The 15,441-nt window shown below is 61.4% G+C and carries 12 protein-coding genes; 7 read left to right on the top strand and 5 right to left on the bottom strand.

The genetic code is table 11. From position 1 onward, the window contains the following. Nucleotides 1-13 precede the first annotated feature (13 nt). Nucleotides 14-2,200, top strand: coding sequence for a hypothetical protein (locus U1H99_RS14430; RefSeq protein WP_323142419.1), 2,187 nt, complete (start codon nucleotides 14-16; stop codon nucleotides 2,198-2,200). Here U1H99_RS14430 and U1H99_RS14425 read toward each other — a convergent pair. From U1H99_RS14425 to U1H99_RS14415, 3 genes are read right to left on the bottom strand one after another with little or no spacing between them, the layout of a single operon-like run. Beyond that, nucleotides 2,193-3,170 (bottom strand): formylglycine-generating enzyme family protein, encoded by a 978-nt coding sequence (locus U1H99_RS14425; protein WP_323142418.1) that lies wholly within the window; start codon nucleotides 3,168-3,170, stop codon nucleotides 2,193-2,195. The two genes, U1H99_RS14430 and U1H99_RS14425, sit on opposite strands and share 8 nt — an antisense overlap. 5 nt (nucleotides 3,171-3,175) lie before the next feature. Next, complete coding sequence (locus U1H99_RS14420) at nucleotides 3,176-4,597, bottom strand: hypothetical protein (protein WP_323142417.1); 1,422 nt, start codon at nucleotides 4,595-4,597, stop codon at nucleotides 3,176-3,178. A 4-nt stretch (nucleotides 4,598-4,601) separates the two neighbouring features. After that, on the bottom strand, nucleotides 4,602-4,865 hold the full coding sequence (locus tag U1H99_RS14415) for a PAAR domain-containing protein (RefSeq protein WP_323142416.1): 264 nt from the start codon (nucleotides 4,863-4,865) through the stop codon (nucleotides 4,602-4,604). Between the two features lie 165 nt (nucleotides 4,866-5,030). On the opposite strand from U1H99_RS14415, the gene U1H99_RS14410 reads away from it, so the two are divergent. Continuing rightward, nucleotides 5,031-5,375 carry a hypothetical protein gene (locus tag U1H99_RS14410; RefSeq protein WP_323142415.1) on the top strand — a complete coding sequence of 115 codons (345 nt, stop codon included), beginning with the start codon at nucleotides 5,031-5,033 and terminating at the stop codon, nucleotides 5,373-5,375. A 53-nt stretch (nucleotides 5,376-5,428) separates the two neighbouring features. Here U1H99_RS14410 and tssK read toward each other — a convergent pair whose 3' ends face one another. Then, nucleotides 5,429-6,769 (bottom strand): type VI secretion system baseplate subunit TssK, encoded by a 1,341-nt coding sequence (tssK, locus tag U1H99_RS14405; protein ID WP_323142414.1) that lies wholly within the window; start codon nucleotides 6,767-6,769, stop codon nucleotides 5,429-5,431. A gap of 215 nt (nucleotides 6,770-6,984) precedes the next feature. On the opposite strand from tssK, the gene tssE reads away from it, so the two are divergent. From tssE to tssG, 3 genes are read left to right on the top strand one after another with little or no spacing between them, the layout of a single operon-like run. Beyond that, nucleotides 6,985-7,494 (top strand): type VI secretion system baseplate subunit TssE, encoded by a 510-nt coding sequence (gene tssE, locus U1H99_RS14400; RefSeq protein WP_323142674.1) that lies wholly within the window; start codon nucleotides 6,985-6,987, stop codon nucleotides 7,492-7,494. 2 nt (nucleotides 7,495-7,496) lie between these two features. Then, on the top strand, nucleotides 7,497-9,341 hold the full coding sequence (gene tssF, locus U1H99_RS14395; RefSeq protein WP_323142413.1) for a type VI secretion system baseplate subunit TssF: 1,845 nt from the start codon (nucleotides 7,497-7,499) through the stop codon (nucleotides 9,339-9,341). Further along, a complete protein-coding gene (gene tssG, locus U1H99_RS14390) occupies nucleotides 9,305-10,390 on the top strand; it encodes a type VI secretion system baseplate subunit TssG (RefSeq protein ID WP_323142412.1) in 1,086 nt (361 codons plus the stop codon). The genes tssF and tssG overlap by 37 nt, the downstream gene beginning before the upstream one ends. 73 nt (nucleotides 10,391-10,463) lie before the next feature. Here the strand turns inward: tssG and U1H99_RS14385 are convergent, their stop codons facing one another. Next, nucleotides 10,464-12,695, bottom strand: coding sequence for an NADP-dependent isocitrate dehydrogenase (locus U1H99_RS14385; RefSeq protein ID WP_323142411.1), 2,232 nt, complete (start codon nucleotides 12,693-12,695; stop codon nucleotides 10,464-10,466). 304 nt (nucleotides 12,696-12,999) lie between these two features. Between U1H99_RS14385 and U1H99_RS14380 the strand changes: the two genes are divergently transcribed. Continuing rightward, nucleotides 13,000-14,415 (top strand): circularly permuted type 2 ATP-grasp protein, encoded by a 1,416-nt coding sequence (locus U1H99_RS14380; RefSeq protein WP_323142410.1) that lies wholly within the window; start codon nucleotides 13,000-13,002, stop codon nucleotides 14,413-14,415. Nucleotides 14,416-14,427: 12 nt separating this feature from the next. Then, a complete protein-coding gene (locus U1H99_RS14375; protein ID WP_323142409.1) occupies nucleotides 14,428-15,369 on the top strand; it encodes an alpha-E domain-containing protein in 942 nt (313 codons plus the stop codon). Nucleotides 15,370-15,441 lie beyond the last annotated feature (72 nt).

Raw genomic sequence — 15,441 nt, 5'->3', positions numbered from 1 at the left:
CTCAGGAAAAACGATGAGTGAAACCCTTGCCGCGGTCAAGACCGCGCCTACGACCACGCCCCGCGATACGTTTGTCGAGGTGTCGCACACCTTAACGGACGGCGTGCTTCTTTATCGTCCGGACGACAATTCGTTCATCGCCTTGTATCCCGACGAATGGCTGGCCTGTCGTACCGAAGGCCATCAGAACAAGACTGCCATCGAAGAGCTGCAGGAAGCCAACCGCGCAGTCACTGAAAAATCACTGGCCCTGCAACACCTCCTGCAGCAGCCCAACTCTGCAAAAGCAGACCTCGCGCAGGCGCAAAAAGATCTCGACATCGCACTGAATGACTTGACGAAAAAAAGCGCCGCCGCCAAACAGCGGGTTGAAGCCATCACCAGCCAGAAGACCGATCCCAACAAGCTGGTCGAACTTCTACCGCTGACGATGAAGCGCATGGAGGGACGCACCCATACCCCTATCTATGTCAGCGCCCATAAGCTTAAAAGTGCACTGGCTGACAAGCGCGTCTATCTTGTTGAGGGCGCTGCGGAACGTTCGAAACCACCGAAAGAAAAGCTGTTCAACGGTGCCGTGTTGAATCAACGTGAAGTAAGAAACCGCATCCTGAATCAGGTACAGGACAAGGCAAAGTTCGAAAAGAAATGGAAGTTGGCACCGAAAGATGCAGACCAGTTCAGCGGCATCCTGACCGATTGGGCAAAGGTCATGGGTGCGAACGCCACCGCCTTTCTTGAACGAGGACAGAAGGAACTCGCCGAAGGCCTGCTTGGCAAGGAAAATATTGATCCAAACAATCCTTATCGCATCGTCGACCTCAAACCCGAAGCGCAGTTCATGCGCTGGTCCGCGGGGGCCGGAGCCGAAGCGACTTTCATGCCGTGTCAAGGCAACTTCTTCGACAAGCGCGACAAGAACTGGAGCCAGCGCTTCAAACGCGCCGCCAAAGCAGCACAATTCAGTGTCAAGGCCAACGCCGAAGCTTCTTTTGCCGTCGGCGAAGCGAAGGTCGAAACCATTCTTTATTTGCCCCATGCCGCTGGGTGGCACGTCACCGCTGCCGATACCGACCTGCTAATCGATTTCGGCTATTTTCGCTTACGCGGTGACCTCACCTTGTACGCCCTCGCCGGTGCCAGTGTCGCCTTGGAGGCTGGTGCGGCGCTGATGGTTACCGAAGGCAGACAAGGCTTGAGGGGTACACCGGACCGCATCAGTGCCAAGGCTAAGGTCGGCGCGAAAGGTGAAGCCAAAATCTTTGCAGGCCTAAAAGAAGGCGTACAGCTTTCCGGCGCATTGCAGTGGCTGAATCCCGAAGGGATGATCAATCCAGGTGGACCGAAGAAAGCAGACTTGAACAAGGCAATCGCTGCCTATGTCGATATGGCGAGCATTAGCGGAGACGTTGCCGTGATCCAAGGTTTGGCTGCGACATTAGGGTTTGAATGCGATTACCGCAATGGTCACTTTGTCGTTGCAGCTAAGGCAGGCGCTTGTCTTGGACTCGGCGGTTCTGGAAATGTCGCCGCAAAAGTAGGAGTAGAACAGATCGCGCAGTTCTTCATGTGTATCGCACACCAGCTGAAGCAATCGGATTACAAAAAAATGGTACAGCTCATGAATAAGACAGCATTTTTCGCTTTTAATCAGCTTTTATACATGACCCTTGCGAGTAATCGGGCACTTGAAACCTTTGTTGGGCACGAACTTATAGATATTCAACGAGAATATACCAAGGTTACTAACTCAATTAGAGAAATGCATGATGAATTCATAAAAAAAATAGAAGCCCGGCTAATATCCGGTTGGGGTTGGTATGCCTATATGCCACCAGAATCACGAGGCGCCACCATAAAAAGTATCATTGATTCTTTCAACCACTCGCCAAATAGAGAATTAAGAAAAATGGCTGCCTTTTCGATCAACGAACTCATGGCAACCGTCCAGTCAACTGGGCATCTCGAAAATACTCTAGATAGGATCACAGTCGACATTGGTAAAAAATCAGATCGGAGCCTTTCGGTCAAAATGATTGAACTAATAACTGCAGATACTCCTTATCAAAACTGTATAAATCGTTGTGAAATGCGTTTGGCATCCAGTACCCCAATGATGGGTCGTCCTTTTTTAAGAAACGATGCACCTGAATTTCTTGCAACAACATTTCCTTTGCATCATCCTGGATATCTTACTTAATTTTTTTTGGCAACGAATTAACTACACACCGAAAATTCGTAGTGGAATAACTGGAGTAGCCAGGGAACGGCAAAATAATGCGCTTTTCGTAGTCTGGGCCGTTGGGATAGGTTGTTTCCATTGGTTGGGGCACTGCTTTTGTCCGCATGAATACCATTGCGGAAATTTCAGCTTTCCCACCAACGCTGCCGCGCTTTACTTTCTCAATACCCTTTGCAGGCCCAGCCGGGTTATTTTCAGGAGAATTTTTATAATAATTTTCGTCGAACCAATCTTCTACCCATTCATATGTGTTTTCGGACATGCCGTATAATCCAGCAGGATTCGGCGGATAACTTCCAACATCAGGTAAAGGCGGTTCTTTTTCCTCATCCGTCCATTCCTTCGGAAAATTCCTGCGCCTTTCGATCGTTCCATTATCGGTTGCAAACAGCACCCGTCTGCCGCCAGACCGTGCCGCATATTCCCACTGAGCCTCTGTCGGCAGATCGAACGGAAGCTGGGTCAACGTTCCGAGCCAATGGCAATAGGCCTTGGCACCATGCCAGCTCACGCCTGCCGGACGCTTGGGTGCACGGTCCCGGATGCCCAACTCATCCATGTTGATACGTTGCTTACCGGTGGCATCCGTGAACACATCAAAATCATCGTAAGTAACTTTGTATGCCATCATCGAAAACCCATCCAGCGTCACCTTGTGCAACGGCCTGGAATACGTATCGATATCGTAATACTGGCCAGCGCCATTGCCCCAGTCGCCCATGTCGAACGTCCCGCCCTTGAGCGGCCGAAGCGAACCCTTCACTTTCGTGAGAAGCGCCTGCACACGGGTCTCGACAGAAGTTGGTGACGCCGCTTGCGGTGACGCTGCGGCTTCAGCGCCAATTGCAGACATAGGCAAACCGCCGTATGCAAAACATACGGCGACGAGTTGACGACGCATCACAGCTGTTTTCATATCGTGGCTCATATAAGTTATCCAGGCACAGCCCCATCCTGCTGAACCAAAGCAGCCTGCCGCAACTGCGCATCCTCGTTACTCACGCAAACCACCGGCCCAAAACGCTCGAGCACGTAGTGCCGCGCCAATGCCAGCGCCGTGATGAACGGTACGGCGCCGCTGCTGCCGCATGCCACGCCCACGCAGACGATATCGCCCGTTTCGTCGAGCTGGGGCATCGTGACCGATGCGTATACCATCAATTCCAGTACACGGCTCGAGCGGTGACCGGTATCGGCGACGATCATCACCACATCCGTGAAGTCGATATTGCGGCGCTTGATGGCGCGTTTGGTCAGTTCTTCCAATACGTTCGGGTCGACGCGCTTCATGTCGTCGGCCGACACGCCATGCTGCGCTTCCTCCACCGGATCCAGCACGACGAAATCGGTCAGCTGCCGCGCATGCGCCTGCGCCAGATCGGCGAGCACCAGGCCGGCCGCGCCTTCGCCGGGAATCAGGCCCTGCGGCCGGGACGACGTGAACAGCTTGCCCTCGGCAGCCCATTTGTCGACGCAGGCCTGATCGATGTGCGAGGCGCAGGCGACAACCAGGGCTGCCAGCGGCTGCGCTTTTTGCAGGGTGTCGTGGGCCAGGCGGCTGAACACGGCCGATGGCGCCGGTGCGCCTGGATCGGCCGCGACTTCGGCAGGCGTCACCAAGGCATCGGATGCCCAGCCGGACCGTTCGACCATGTGCCTGAGCCATGCAGCGGCTGCCTGGCGCTGCTCGGCATGCCAGTCCGGCGGCAGGAGCGGCACCAGTTGCAGCATCGGCAGCGCGCCCTCGATACCGGCGAAGGCGCCGATCGCAGACAGCGCCAGGTCGCCGGCGACGGCGCTGGCCAGGATCAGCGCACGCCATTGGGCGTCGCTGAACTGCAGGTCTGCCATGCCGCGATGGGCCAGCCATGCGGCGATCTCTTCCTGCAGGGCGGCGTCGCCGGCATCGCTGCTGCGCGCGGTCATGACCGGGAAACCGTCTTCGTCGATCAGTTCACGATCCAGATCCGCACGGGCCTTGCCGCCGGCGATGGCGGCTGCCAGTTCTTCGGCCGATGCGCCATGCGGTGAGCGCAACGCACTGGCCAACACGGCGAGCGGCATTGCTGTGGGAGGTGCAGGGGGCGCGCCTGCCGCCTTGGCGGGCACCGGCTCGGGAACGGAAGTGGCGATGCGCGGCAGGATCAACTTGGCGCCGAGCCATGCGATGCCTGTCAACGCCAGTGGAATCACAAATAGAAAGGCGACGAATTCGCCCGAGCCGGGCGAGCTTCGGGTCGAGCGCCAATAAGCGATCGAGATACCCCAGCAGGCCAGGAAAACAAAGCCGCCAATCAGGCTGTTGACGATCCAGGCAGGCGTTTTCGGGAGGGGGGAAGAAATAATCGAAGCCATGGTCCTAGATAGTGTCGATGGTGGTTTGCTGGCCTGCGATCAGGGTGGCGCCGCACGCTGTTTTATCGCCGTGCCGTGCAACCGGTTTGCCGTCGACGATCATGGTGGTATCGCCGCTGGCAATGGTGTTGTTGCCGTGCTTGGGACAACTCACTTTATCGCCCATGCGTGCAATGCCGGTCCCTGCGATATCGCTGTGGGATGAGGCTTCAAGGACGGCGCCGCCGTGGGATGTCTTGTCGCCCTTTCTGATCAATGGCCCTGCCATGCCGCATCCTTTCTTTTGATGGTCAATCACTGCCGTAAAACAGTTTGACAGTAAGGCGGCGTGATGAGTGGCTGTAGGCAATTCAAATGATTAGGCGCAAAAATGGCCAATTCGGATGGTGTAACTTGGCAACAATTTAGTTTCCCCACTGTGCTTGGAGATCCCATGAAAAAGCAGGCTTTATTTGTTCCCTTGTTTGCCTTGGCCGTATTGGCCGGCTGCGGCAAGCCGGTGCCGAAGGAAAAGCTGGCCTATGTCGGAGAATGGCAGGAACCGAACATGTATCTGCTGATTACCGAGGATGGCTCGGTCACTTATAAACGCATCAAAAACGGCAGCACGACGTCGATCGACGGGCCGCTCAAAGGATTTGAAGGGGACAATTTCGACGTGGGCGTTGGTCCGATGGCGACGACATTTGTCGTCAACAAGCCGCCGTACCAGGTGGGAGATCAATGGAAAATGGTGGTGGATGGCCAGGAACTAATAAAGACGCCGGACGCGGGCTGATTGCAAGAACAGGAATTTCGCGGCTCCGCCTGCCGCGAAATTCCCTTGGTGTTTCAGGATGCCACCGCCATCAATTCCAGCTTCAATCCCTTCATCCCCGACGGCACGTAAATCGAGATCGACTGCGCCTGCAGCATGCGTTCGTACATGTGTCCTTTCGGATCCAGCGTGAAATAACAGGTATCGGGCCGCACCGGCACCGCGGCCGGCAATTGCGGCGCGTATTGCAGGCGCACGCCGGGCAGGGCGGCCAGCACGCATTTCTCGACGTCGTCCGGAGCGCCGACCTTGAAGCGCAGCGGCACCACATCGACCAGTTCCAGCGCCGCGATGTCGGCCGAGACCGCGATATAAAAGGTGGTCTTGTCGTCGATCTTGCCGGAGTCGAGCATGCCCAGGTGGTACGAAGGCCGCGCTTCGTTCAGCGCGATGGCGAAATACTTCGACGAGATCACGGTATCCAGCAATTCGCGGATGATCTGGTGCAGCTTGGCGAAGCCCGGGCCGGGGTCGCCGTGCTGGTAAGAGGGCAGGTCGGCGAGGGTCCAGCTCTTGGAAAACGTCATCAGGCCGCCGGCCACGGCCAGCAATTGTTCGTACAGACGTTCCGGGTGCAGCGATGGATGGTGGAAGTGATGCGTCAGCGTGGCATGGGCGGCACTGGCCGTGTGCAGCAGCCAGAACGAGGACATGTCGCCGGAGCGGAATTCGATCACGTTGCGGCTCGGTTCGCGCTGGTGGCCGTACAGGGCGCTGACCTTGGCCTGCAGCGCGTCGAGCAGGCGCCGCAGTTGCAGGAACAGCGCCGGCGCAGCCTCGACCGACAGGCTGGGCGGCACGAAGGCCGGATCCATCTCGAAGCCGCCGGTGGTCGCGCGGCGCAGGCGCAGCAGCGGGAAGTGGATATACGCGTCGCGCGGCTCGAATTCGGACACCAGGCGCATCGTCTTCTTGAGGTAAGCCAGCTGCACCGGGGCGGCCTGGGTGTACAGGTCCGGGGTTTCCTGGTTGGCCTGCACGAAGCGCGCCGTGTTGCTGGCCTGGCCCGGCTGCACGAAATTGCCGGTGAACGGTTTCAAGCCGGGCAGGGCGGCGTAATACGTCACGCTTTGCTGCGCGTGCGTGAGCTGGCCCAGGTCGATCGCGGGCGGCAGTTCGTCGATGGCGGGCGCATCGAGCAGTTCGCCATCCTGGAAACGCAGCGACAGGTCGAGCAGGCGCAAGACGTTGTCGGCCAGCGCTTCGCGGTCGATCTGCAAGCGCTCCACGCCCCAGGCATACGGATGCGCCGCGCGGATGCCTTTGTGCAGCCGGTGTTCATGGTATGCGTCCTGGCGCTGGAAATGCTGGGGACGCAGTAGCAAGCCTTCGCCCCAGAGTACTTTGCCGCTCATCTTTCCTCCCATGTTGTCGATGGCATCGCGCAACGCTAAGTGAACAACTGAATGAGCAACATAGCCTTTCAAACTAGCTCTTGCATCCCAACAATAGTCAATTTTGCGTTCGCTCAAGCGCGAGTGTGGCGTGCCTAAATGAACTATTTTTTCGGGGCGGCGTGTGTGAAGATGGCGGTTTGCGAACTGCGCACGCCACCATGAAGGGGGTCTTGATGAAGGGTTTTACGCCTGGGTTCTTTGACCGCCTGCTGGGCACCCCGGTGCGCCACGCGGCCGGCACCACGCTGCTGCGCATGTCGGTCGAGGACATGAAGGATGCCGTGGCGCGCGACCTCGAAGCCTTGCTGAATACGCGTTCGGTGCTCCCCGAGGGCTTGCTGAAGGCTTACCCCGAGTGCAGCGAATCGATCGTCAGCTATGGCATGATCGACTTCGCCGACCTGTCCTTGTCGAGCCCATCCGACCGCGCCCATATCTGCGCCTGCATCGAAAAGACGATTGCCTGCCATGAGCCGCGCCTGCGCGAGGTCAAGGCGCTGCTCGAAATGCGCGAGGGCACCATCAACCGCCTGAACTTTTCGATCACGGGACTGCTGGTCGCCAGCGCGTCCGAAGAGCCGGTCAACTTCGATGCCGTGCTGCAGCCGTCGACGCTGCAGTACAGCATCAGCAAGACCGGCCGCACTGCTGCCGCACCGGCAGCCGCGCCGGGAGGAGCCTGAGCTTGGAACAATTACTCCCGTACTACGAAAGTGAACTCGGCTATCTGCGCCGCAACCTGCGCGATTTCGCCGAGCGCTATCCGAAGATCGCCGGGCGTCTCCTGATCAGCGGCGAAGTCTGCGAAGATCCGCACGTCGAGCGCATGATCGAATCGTTCGCGCTGCTGAATGCGCGCATTGCCAAACGCCTGGACGACGATTACCCGCAATTCACGGAAGCCCTGTTCGAGGTGCTGTATCCGCATTACCTGCGGCCCTTTCCCTCCTGCTCGATCGCACACTTCGATTGCGGCGGCGTGGCCAAGCAGCAGACCGGCGCCAGCGTGATCGCGCGCGGCACCCAGCTGAACACGCGGCCGGTGCGCGGCGCCGCCTGCACCTTCCGCACCGTGTATCCGGTGACGGTGGCCCCGCTGACGATGAGCGGGGCCAGTTTCGCCGCCATCCTCCACGCCCCCGAGGCGGTGCGCGCACCGGCGGGCGCATCGTCCAGCCTGAGCCTGAGCTTCAACAGCAGCGCCGAACAGGCCGGCGCCGGCCAGCTCGGCATCGACACGCTGCGCCTGTTCATCGACGGCGAACCCTCGTTCTGCGCCGCTCTGCGCGATGCCCTGTTCATGCGCGGCCTGGCGGCCTGGGCCGAAGCCGACCACGATGGCCGCTGGATCGCCTTGCCGGCCGTGCCGATCCGTGCGGCCGGCTTCGGCGACGACGAGGCGCTGATCGATTTTCCGGCGCGCTCGCACCCCGCCTACCGCCTGCTGACCGAATACTTTTGCTTCCCCGAAAAATTCAATTTCTTCGACGTCGACCTGGGTGCGCTGGCGGCGGTGCTTCCGGCCGGGACCAGAACCATCACGCTGCACCTGGCGCTGGGCGGCGTGCGTGCCGATTCCAACACGGCGCGCATGTTGGGCACCCTGTCGACCAACAACGTGCTGCTCGGCTGCACACCGGTGATCAACCTGTTCCGCCAGCGCGGCGAACCGATCCGCCTGACGCACACGACGGCCAGCTATCCGGTGCTGGCCGACGCCCGCCGCGCCTTTGCCTACGAGGTCGTCTCGATCGATTCGGTGCACCTGGTGCGCCAGACGCCGCAGGGCGAAACCATCGTCCAGTTCCGCCCCTTTTATTCGCTCCGGCACGCGCAGACGCCGGAGCAGAACGGCCATTACTGGGCCATGCGGCGCGACGATACGCTGCTCGACCGCAGCCCCGGCTTCGAGGCGCAGATCTCGATCGTCGATATCGACTTCGACCCGGCCGAGGTCGAAACCGATACCCTGAACCTGGAACTGACCTGCTCCAACCGCGATCTGCCGGCCCTGCTGCCGTATGGCCAGCGCGGCGGCGATCTGTTCCTCGAAGGCGGCTCGAGTGTGCGCGCGATCAGCTTTCTGCGTAAGCCCAGCCTGTCGTACCGCTTCGAGCGCGGGCACAACGCGCACTGGCGCCTGATTTCCCACCTCGCACTGAACCACCTGTCACTGGCCGACGGCGGCGTCGAGGCGTTCCGCGAGATGCTGGCGCTGTACGATTTACCACGCTCGGCGTCGTCGCAGCGCCAGATCGGCGGCATCGCCGGCATCGAACAGCGTCCCGCCAGCGCCTGGCTGTCCGGCAATCCGTTTACCTGCCTGGTGCGCGGCGTCGACGTGCGCCTGAGCATCGACGAGGAAGCCTTCGTCGGCAGCGGCATCCACGCCTTTGCCCACATCGTCGAGCGCTTCCTGGCGCTGTACGTGCACGCCAACAGTTTTACGCGCTTGGTCGTGGTCTCCAACAAGTCGGGCGAGGATTTATGGACATGTTCACCCCGAAGCGGCGATTTGAGCCTGCTGTAATCCAGTGCCTATTCCAGGCGCCCTGGCGCTTCGACTATTTCCAGGCAGTGCGCATGCTCGAGCTCTGGCTCAGGAAACATGGCCTGCCGCAGCAGGGCGTGGTCGCCAACTACCTGCGCTTCCAGAACTCGACCTCGCTCGGCTTCCCGCCCAGCCAGCTGGAAGCGATCGGCACCGAGCCGCCCGAGCTCCTTCGCGACGCACGTTCGCTAGGTGAAGCGCTGCAGGCGGGCACGCTGCGCTACGTGCGCGTCACACCTGCCTTCATGGGCTTGCTGGGCGGCCACGGCGTACTGCCGGCCCATTACACCGAGCGCATCGCCGAGCACCAGGCTGCGCAGCGCGACGAGGGCGCGCGGGCCTTGCTGGACACCTTTTCGAACCGCTCGCTGGCGCTGTTCTACCAGGCATGGTGCAAGTACCGGCTGGCCCTGAAATACCAGGCCGATGGCAAGGATGGCTTCCTGCCCCTGCTGCTGAGCCTGGCGGGCGTGGGCAGCGCATCGCTGCGCCGGCGCCTGGCGCACGAGGACGATGGCGCGGTACTGGACGAATCGATCGGCTATTTTGCCGGCTCGCTGCGGCACCGGCCGGCGTCGGCGGTGCAGATGGCGCGCGTGCTGTCCGAATATTTCGGGCAACCGGTGCATGCCGAGCAGTTCGTCGGCAGCTGGTACGACGTGCCGCTGGCGCAGCAGACCGTGCTGGGCTGCCCGACCGCGGTGCTGGGCAGCAGCGCCATGGCCGGCGGCCGGGTGTGGCAGCGCGACCTGCGCCTGCGGCTGGTGATCGGCCCGCTCGACCATGCGGGTTTCACCGCCTTCCTGCCCGGCGGGCGCGCGGCGCGGGCCCTGGCCAGCCTGGTGCGGATGTTCACCGGGGTTACGCTGGAATACGAGGTGGAGCTGGTGCTGCGGGCGGCGGACGTGCGCAGCGTCACGATGGCACCCGGACAGCAGCGCGGGCGGCTGGGGTGGGATGCCTACCTGGTGGAGGGACCGCAAACGCGGGATCGGCATGATGTCCACTACGACATCCACGCTACGTGAGAACGATCCGTAAACGTAAAAACGTCGTCCCCGCCTGCGCGGGGACGACGTTCTGAAGCCGACGCTTAACGAATCAGGCCGCCGAACCGATGATCTGGTTGAAGGTCGCGCTCGGACGCATCGCAGCCTTCACCTTGGCCGCATCCGGCTGGTAGTAACCGCCGATGTCGACCGGCTTGCCCTGCACTTCCAGCAGCTCGGCGACGATCTTCTGCTCGTTGTCCGCCAGTTGCTGCGCCAGCGGCTTGAAGAAGGCGGCCAGTTCGGCATCCTCGGTCTGCGCGGCCAGTTCCTGGGCCCAGTACAGCGACAGGTAGAACTGGCTGCCGCGGTTGTCCAGTTCGCCGGTCTTCGGCGACGGCGACTTGCGGTTGTCCAGCAGCTTGCCGGTGGCCGAATCGAGGGTCTTCGACAGCAGCTTGGCGCGTGCGTTGCCGGTCTTGATGCCCATGTCTTCCAGGCTCACTGCCAGCGCCAGGAACTCGCCCAGCGAATCCCAGCGCAGGTGGTTTTCCTCGGTCAGCTGCTGCACGTGCTTCGGTGCCGACCCGCCGGCGCCGGTTTCGTACATGCCGCCGCCAGCCATCAGCGGGACGATCGACAGCATCTTGGCGCTGGTGCCCAGTTCCAGGATCGGGAACAGGTCGGTCAGGTAGTCGCGCAGGATGTTGCCGGTCACCGAGATGGTGTCGAGGCCGCGTGCCACGCGCTCCAGGGTGTAACGCATCGCGCGCACCTGCGACATGATCTGGATGTCCAGGCCTTCGGTGTCGTAGTCCTTCAGGTAGGTCTTGACCTTCTTGATCAGCTCGTTCTCGTGCGGACGGTACGGGTCCAGCCAGAACACGGCCGGCATGCCCGAGTTGCGCGCGCGGGTGACCGCCAGCTTGACCCAGTCGCGGATCGGCGCGTCCTTGACCTGGCACATGCGCCAGATGTCGCCCTGCTCGACGTTCTGGCTCATCAGTACTTCGCCGGTGGCCAGGTCGGTGATGTTGGCGACGCCGTCTTCCGCGATCTCGAAGGTTTTATCGTGCGAACCGTATTCCTCGGCCTGCTGCGCCATCAGGCCCACGTTCGGGACGGTGCCCATGGTGCGCGGGTCGAAGGCGCCGTGCCATTTGCAGAAGTTGATGATCTCCTGGTAGATACGGGCGAAGGTCGATTCCGGAATGACTGCCTTGACTTCCTTCAGGCGGCCGTCGGCGCCGTACATCTTGCCGCCGGCGCGGATCATTGCCGGCATCGACGCGTCGACGATCACGTCGTTCGGCGAGTGGAAGTTGGTGATACCCTTGGCCGAGTCGACCATCGCCAGCGCCGGACGGTGTTCCTGGCAGGCGTGGATGTCACGGATGATTTCTTCGCGCTGCGAATCGGGCAGGGTGGCGATCTTGTTGTACAGGTCGGCCATGCCGTTGTTGACGTTCACGCCCAGGCTGTCGAACAGGGCGCCGTGCTTCTCGAACGCATCCTTGTAGAAAGTGCGCACGCAGTGGCCGAACACGATCGGGTGCGAGACCTTCATCATGGTCGCCTTGACGTGCAGCGAGAACAGCACGCCGGTGTTCTTGGCGTCTTCGATCTGCTGCTCGTAGAAGGCCAGCAGGGCCTTGCGGCTCATGAACATCGAATCGATGATCTCGCCGTCCTGCAGCGAGACCTTCGGCTTCAGCACGATGGTCTGGCCGCTCTTGGTCACCAGTTCCATCTTGACGTCGCGCGCCTTGTCCAGCGTCATCGACTTTTCGCCATGGTAAAAATCGCCACCGGTCATGTGCGACACGTGGGTGCGCGAGGCCGGCGACCATTCGCCCATCGAGTGCGGGTTCTTGCGTGCGTATTCCTTGACGGCCTTCGGTGCGCGGCGGTCGGAGTTACCTTCGCGCAGGACCGGGTTCACGGCGGAACCGGTGCACTTGCTGTAACGGGCCTTGATCGCCTTTTCTTCGTCGGTCTTCGGATCGGCCGGGTAGTCCGGCAGGTTGTAGCCCTTGGCTTGCAGTTCCTTGATGGCGGCCTGCAGCTGGCCCACCGAGGCGCTGATGTTCGGCAGCTTGATGATGTTGGCTTCCGGGGTCAGCGTCTTCTTGCCGAGGTCGGCCAGGGCGTCGGGGACGCGCTGCTCCGGGGTCAGGTAGTCGGCGAAGTTGGCCAGGATACGGGCGGCAACGGAAATGTCGCTCTGCTCGATCGTGATGCCGGCCGGCTTGGTAAAGGTTTCGATGACCGGCAGGAATGCGTGGGTCGCCAGCAGGGGCGCCTCGTCGGTCAAGGTGTAGATGATGGTCTGATCGCTGCTCATGCGCATTTTCCTCGGTTGGTACTCAAAATTCATGGCCTGCTCGCCAGACGTCGATCCTAACCGATCCCGGATCGCAAACATAGCGGGGTTTGGAGGCCAAGTCTTATATAAGACAGAAGACAAGCGCCATATTATGCCCGACCTTTGGTGCGGATACCACCTTTTACGCACCCGGCCGCTTCAGGCGTCGCCATTCCGGCATCCATGGCGCGCCCATGCCGCACCACCACAGTGCAGTTTTGATCATGTTTTCTTGGCACGTTTCTTGATACGAAGAACCTGTCGATACAGGAGGAGCAGCATCATGGCGGCATATTTCAACGAAATGGTCGGTGGCGAATCGGCCCAGGTCCGCGCGCACTACCAGGCCTTCGACGCCTGGCTGCAGCGCCAGCCGCCGGAGCGCATCGAACGCAAGCGCGCCGAAGCCGACCTGACCTTCCGCCGCGTCGGCATCACCTTTGCCGTGTACGGCGACGGCGCCGGCACCGAGCGCCTGATTCCCTTCGATACCATCCCGCGCATCATCCCCGCGCACGAGTGGACCGCGCTGCAGGCCGGCCTGGCCCAGCGCGTCAAGGCGCTCAACATGTTCGTGCACGACATCTACCACGACCAGAACATCATCAAGGCCGGCATCATGCCGGCCCAGCAGATCGTCCAGAACGCCCAGTACCGCCCCGAGATGCAGGGCATCAGCGTGCCGTCCGACATCTACGCCCACATCGCCGGGGTCGACATCGTGCGCGCCGGCCAGGGCGAATTCTATGTGCTGGAAGATAACCTGCGCGTGCCCTCGGGCGTCTCCTACATGCTGGAAGACCGCAAGATGATGATGCGCCTGTTCCCGGAACTGTTCGCGCACCACCGCATCGCGCCGGTCGAGCATTACCCGGACATGCTGCTGGAAAATCTGCGCTCGGTGGCGCCGACCGGGGTCAACGATCCGACCGTGGTCGTCATGACGCCGGGCATGTACAACTCGGCCTATTTCGAGCACGCCTTCCTGGCGCAGCAGATGGGCGTCGAGCTGGTCGAAGGCAAGGACCTGTTCGTCGACGCCGACCAGGTCTGGATGCGCACCATCCGCGGCCCCAAGCGCGTCGACGTCATCTACCGCCGCCTCGACGACGATTTCCTCGATCCGCTGGCGTTCCGCCCGGATTCGAGCCTGGGCGTGCCGGGCCTGCTGTCGGCCTACCGCGCGGGGCGGGTCACGCTGGCGAACGCGATCGGGACCGGCGTCGCCGACGACAAGTCGATCTACCCCTTCGTGCCCGACATGATCAAGTTTTATCTGTCCGAGGAACCGCTGCTGAACAACGTGCCGACCTGGCAATGCCGCAAGCCGGACGACCTGTCGTACACGCTGGCCAATCTCGACAAGCTGGTGGTGAAGGAAGTGCACGGCGCCGGCGGCTACGGCATGCTGATCGGCCCGGCCGCCAGCAAACAGCAGATCGAGGATTTCAGGCGGCGCTTGAGCGCCAAGCCGGAAGGCTACATCGCCCAGCCGACGCTGGCCCTGTCGGCCTGCCCGACCTATGTGGAAAACGGCATCGCGCCGCGCCACATCGATCTGCGGCCGTTCGTCCTGTCGGGCAAGACCATTTCGATGGTGCCGGGCGGACTGACCCGGGTGGCGCTGCAGGAAGGTTCGCTGGTGGTGAACTCGTCGCAGGGCGGCGGCACCAAGGACACCTGGATTCTCGAGGAATAAGGAGCAACAAGCATGCTGAGCCGAACCGCAGACCACCTGTACTGGATGGCGCGCTACACCGAGCGTGCCGAAAACACCGCGCGCATGCTCGACGTGGCATTGCAGACGGCGATGTTGCCGCAATCGCAGTTCGACGCCGAACAGGCCTGGCGCGCCATGCTCGGCATCTCCGAACTGCAGGGCGCCTTCGATGCCGAATACGCGACTCTGGATGCGAAAAACGTGCTCGCCTTCATGGTCAGCGACACGGCGAATCCCTCGTCGATCGTGTCCTGCCTGACGGCGGCGCGCGAAAACGCGCGTGCGGTGCGCGGCGTGCTCACCACCGAAGTGTGGGAAACGCAGAATGCGACCTGGCTCGACCTGCGCGAGCGCGTGGCCCACGACGGCGACCCCGGCGAATTCTTCGAATGGGTCAAGCACCGCTGCCACCTGGCGCGCGGCGTCACGCTGGGCACCATGCTGGCCGACGAGGCGATGGTGTTCATCAGCCTCGGCACCTTCCTGGAACGGGCCGACAGCACCGCGCGCATCCTCGACGTCAAGTACCACGCCGTCAAGGGCAATGCGACCCACGAGATGCTGACCCAGCGCGAGTTCTATTATTGGGCCGCGCTGCTGCGCTCGGTGGCCGGCTTCGAGACCTACCGCAAGGTCTACCGCGATTCGATCACGCCGGCGCGCGTGGCGGAACTCCTGATGCTGCGCGCCGACATGCCGCGCTCGCTGCTGGCCTGCATGGAACGGGTCGTCCACAACCTGAAGGCGGTGCGCAACGACGTTTCCGCGGACACCGAAAGGCTGGCCGGCAAGATGCATGCGGAACTGCAGTTCGCGCGCATCGAAGACATCCTGGAAACCGGACTCGACCAGACCCTCGGCCGCTTCATGGAAAACATCTACAAGCTGGGCAACGGCATCAGTCGCGATTTCCTGGTCCCGCTGGGCGAGTGATGCCCCCTGGTTGCGCACGGCTTCGGTGCAGTCGAGTACCGAAGTGGTGCGCCACTTGTGCGCGGAATGCGA

Origin of the sequence: Massilia phyllosphaerae, assembly GCF_034659755.1 — a bacterium.
Taxonomy (GTDB): domain Bacteria; phylum Pseudomonadota; class Gammaproteobacteria; order Burkholderiales; family Burkholderiaceae_D; genus Telluria; species Telluria phyllosphaerae.
The sequence above is the reverse complement of the archived record's forward strand: the minus strand, read 5'-3'. Positions and strand labels throughout refer to the sequence as shown.

Coding starts and splice junctions, on each gene's coding strand:
- U1H99_RS14430 (WP_323142419.1), top strand. CDS start 14: ATGAGTGAAACCCTTGCCGCGGTCAAGACCGCGCCTACGACCACGCCC.
- U1H99_RS14425 (WP_323142418.1), bottom strand. CDS start 3,170: ATGAGCCACGATATGAAAACAGCTGTGATGCGTCGTCAACTCGTCGCC.
- U1H99_RS14420 (WP_323142417.1), bottom strand. CDS start 4,597: ATGGCTTCGATTATTTCTTCCCCCCTCCCGAAAACGCCTGCCTGGATC.
- U1H99_RS14415 (WP_323142416.1), bottom strand. CDS start 4,865: ATGGCAGGGCCATTGATCAGAAAGGGCGACAAGACATCCCACGGCGGC.
- U1H99_RS14410 (WP_323142415.1), top strand. CDS start 5,031: ATGAAAAAGCAGGCTTTATTTGTTCCCTTGTTTGCCTTGGCCGTATTG.
- tssK (WP_323142414.1), bottom strand. CDS start 6,769: ATGAGCGGCAAAGTACTCTGGGGCGAAGGCTTGCTACTGCGTCCCCAG.
- tssE (WP_323142674.1), top strand. CDS start 6,985: ATGAAGGGTTTTACGCCTGGGTTCTTTGACCGCCTGCTGGGCACCCCG.
- tssG (WP_323142412.1), top strand. CDS start 9,305: ATGTTCACCCCGAAGCGGCGATTTGAGCCTGCTGTAATCCAGTGCCTA.
- U1H99_RS14385 (WP_323142411.1), bottom strand. CDS start 12,695: ATGAGCAGCGATCAGACCATCATCTACACCTTGACCGACGAGGCGCCC.
- U1H99_RS14380 (WP_323142410.1), top strand. CDS start 13,000: ATGGCGGCATATTTCAACGAAATGGTCGGTGGCGAATCGGCCCAGGTC.
- U1H99_RS14375 (WP_323142409.1), top strand. CDS start 14,428: ATGCTGAGCCGAACCGCAGACCACCTGTACTGGATGGCGCGCTACACC.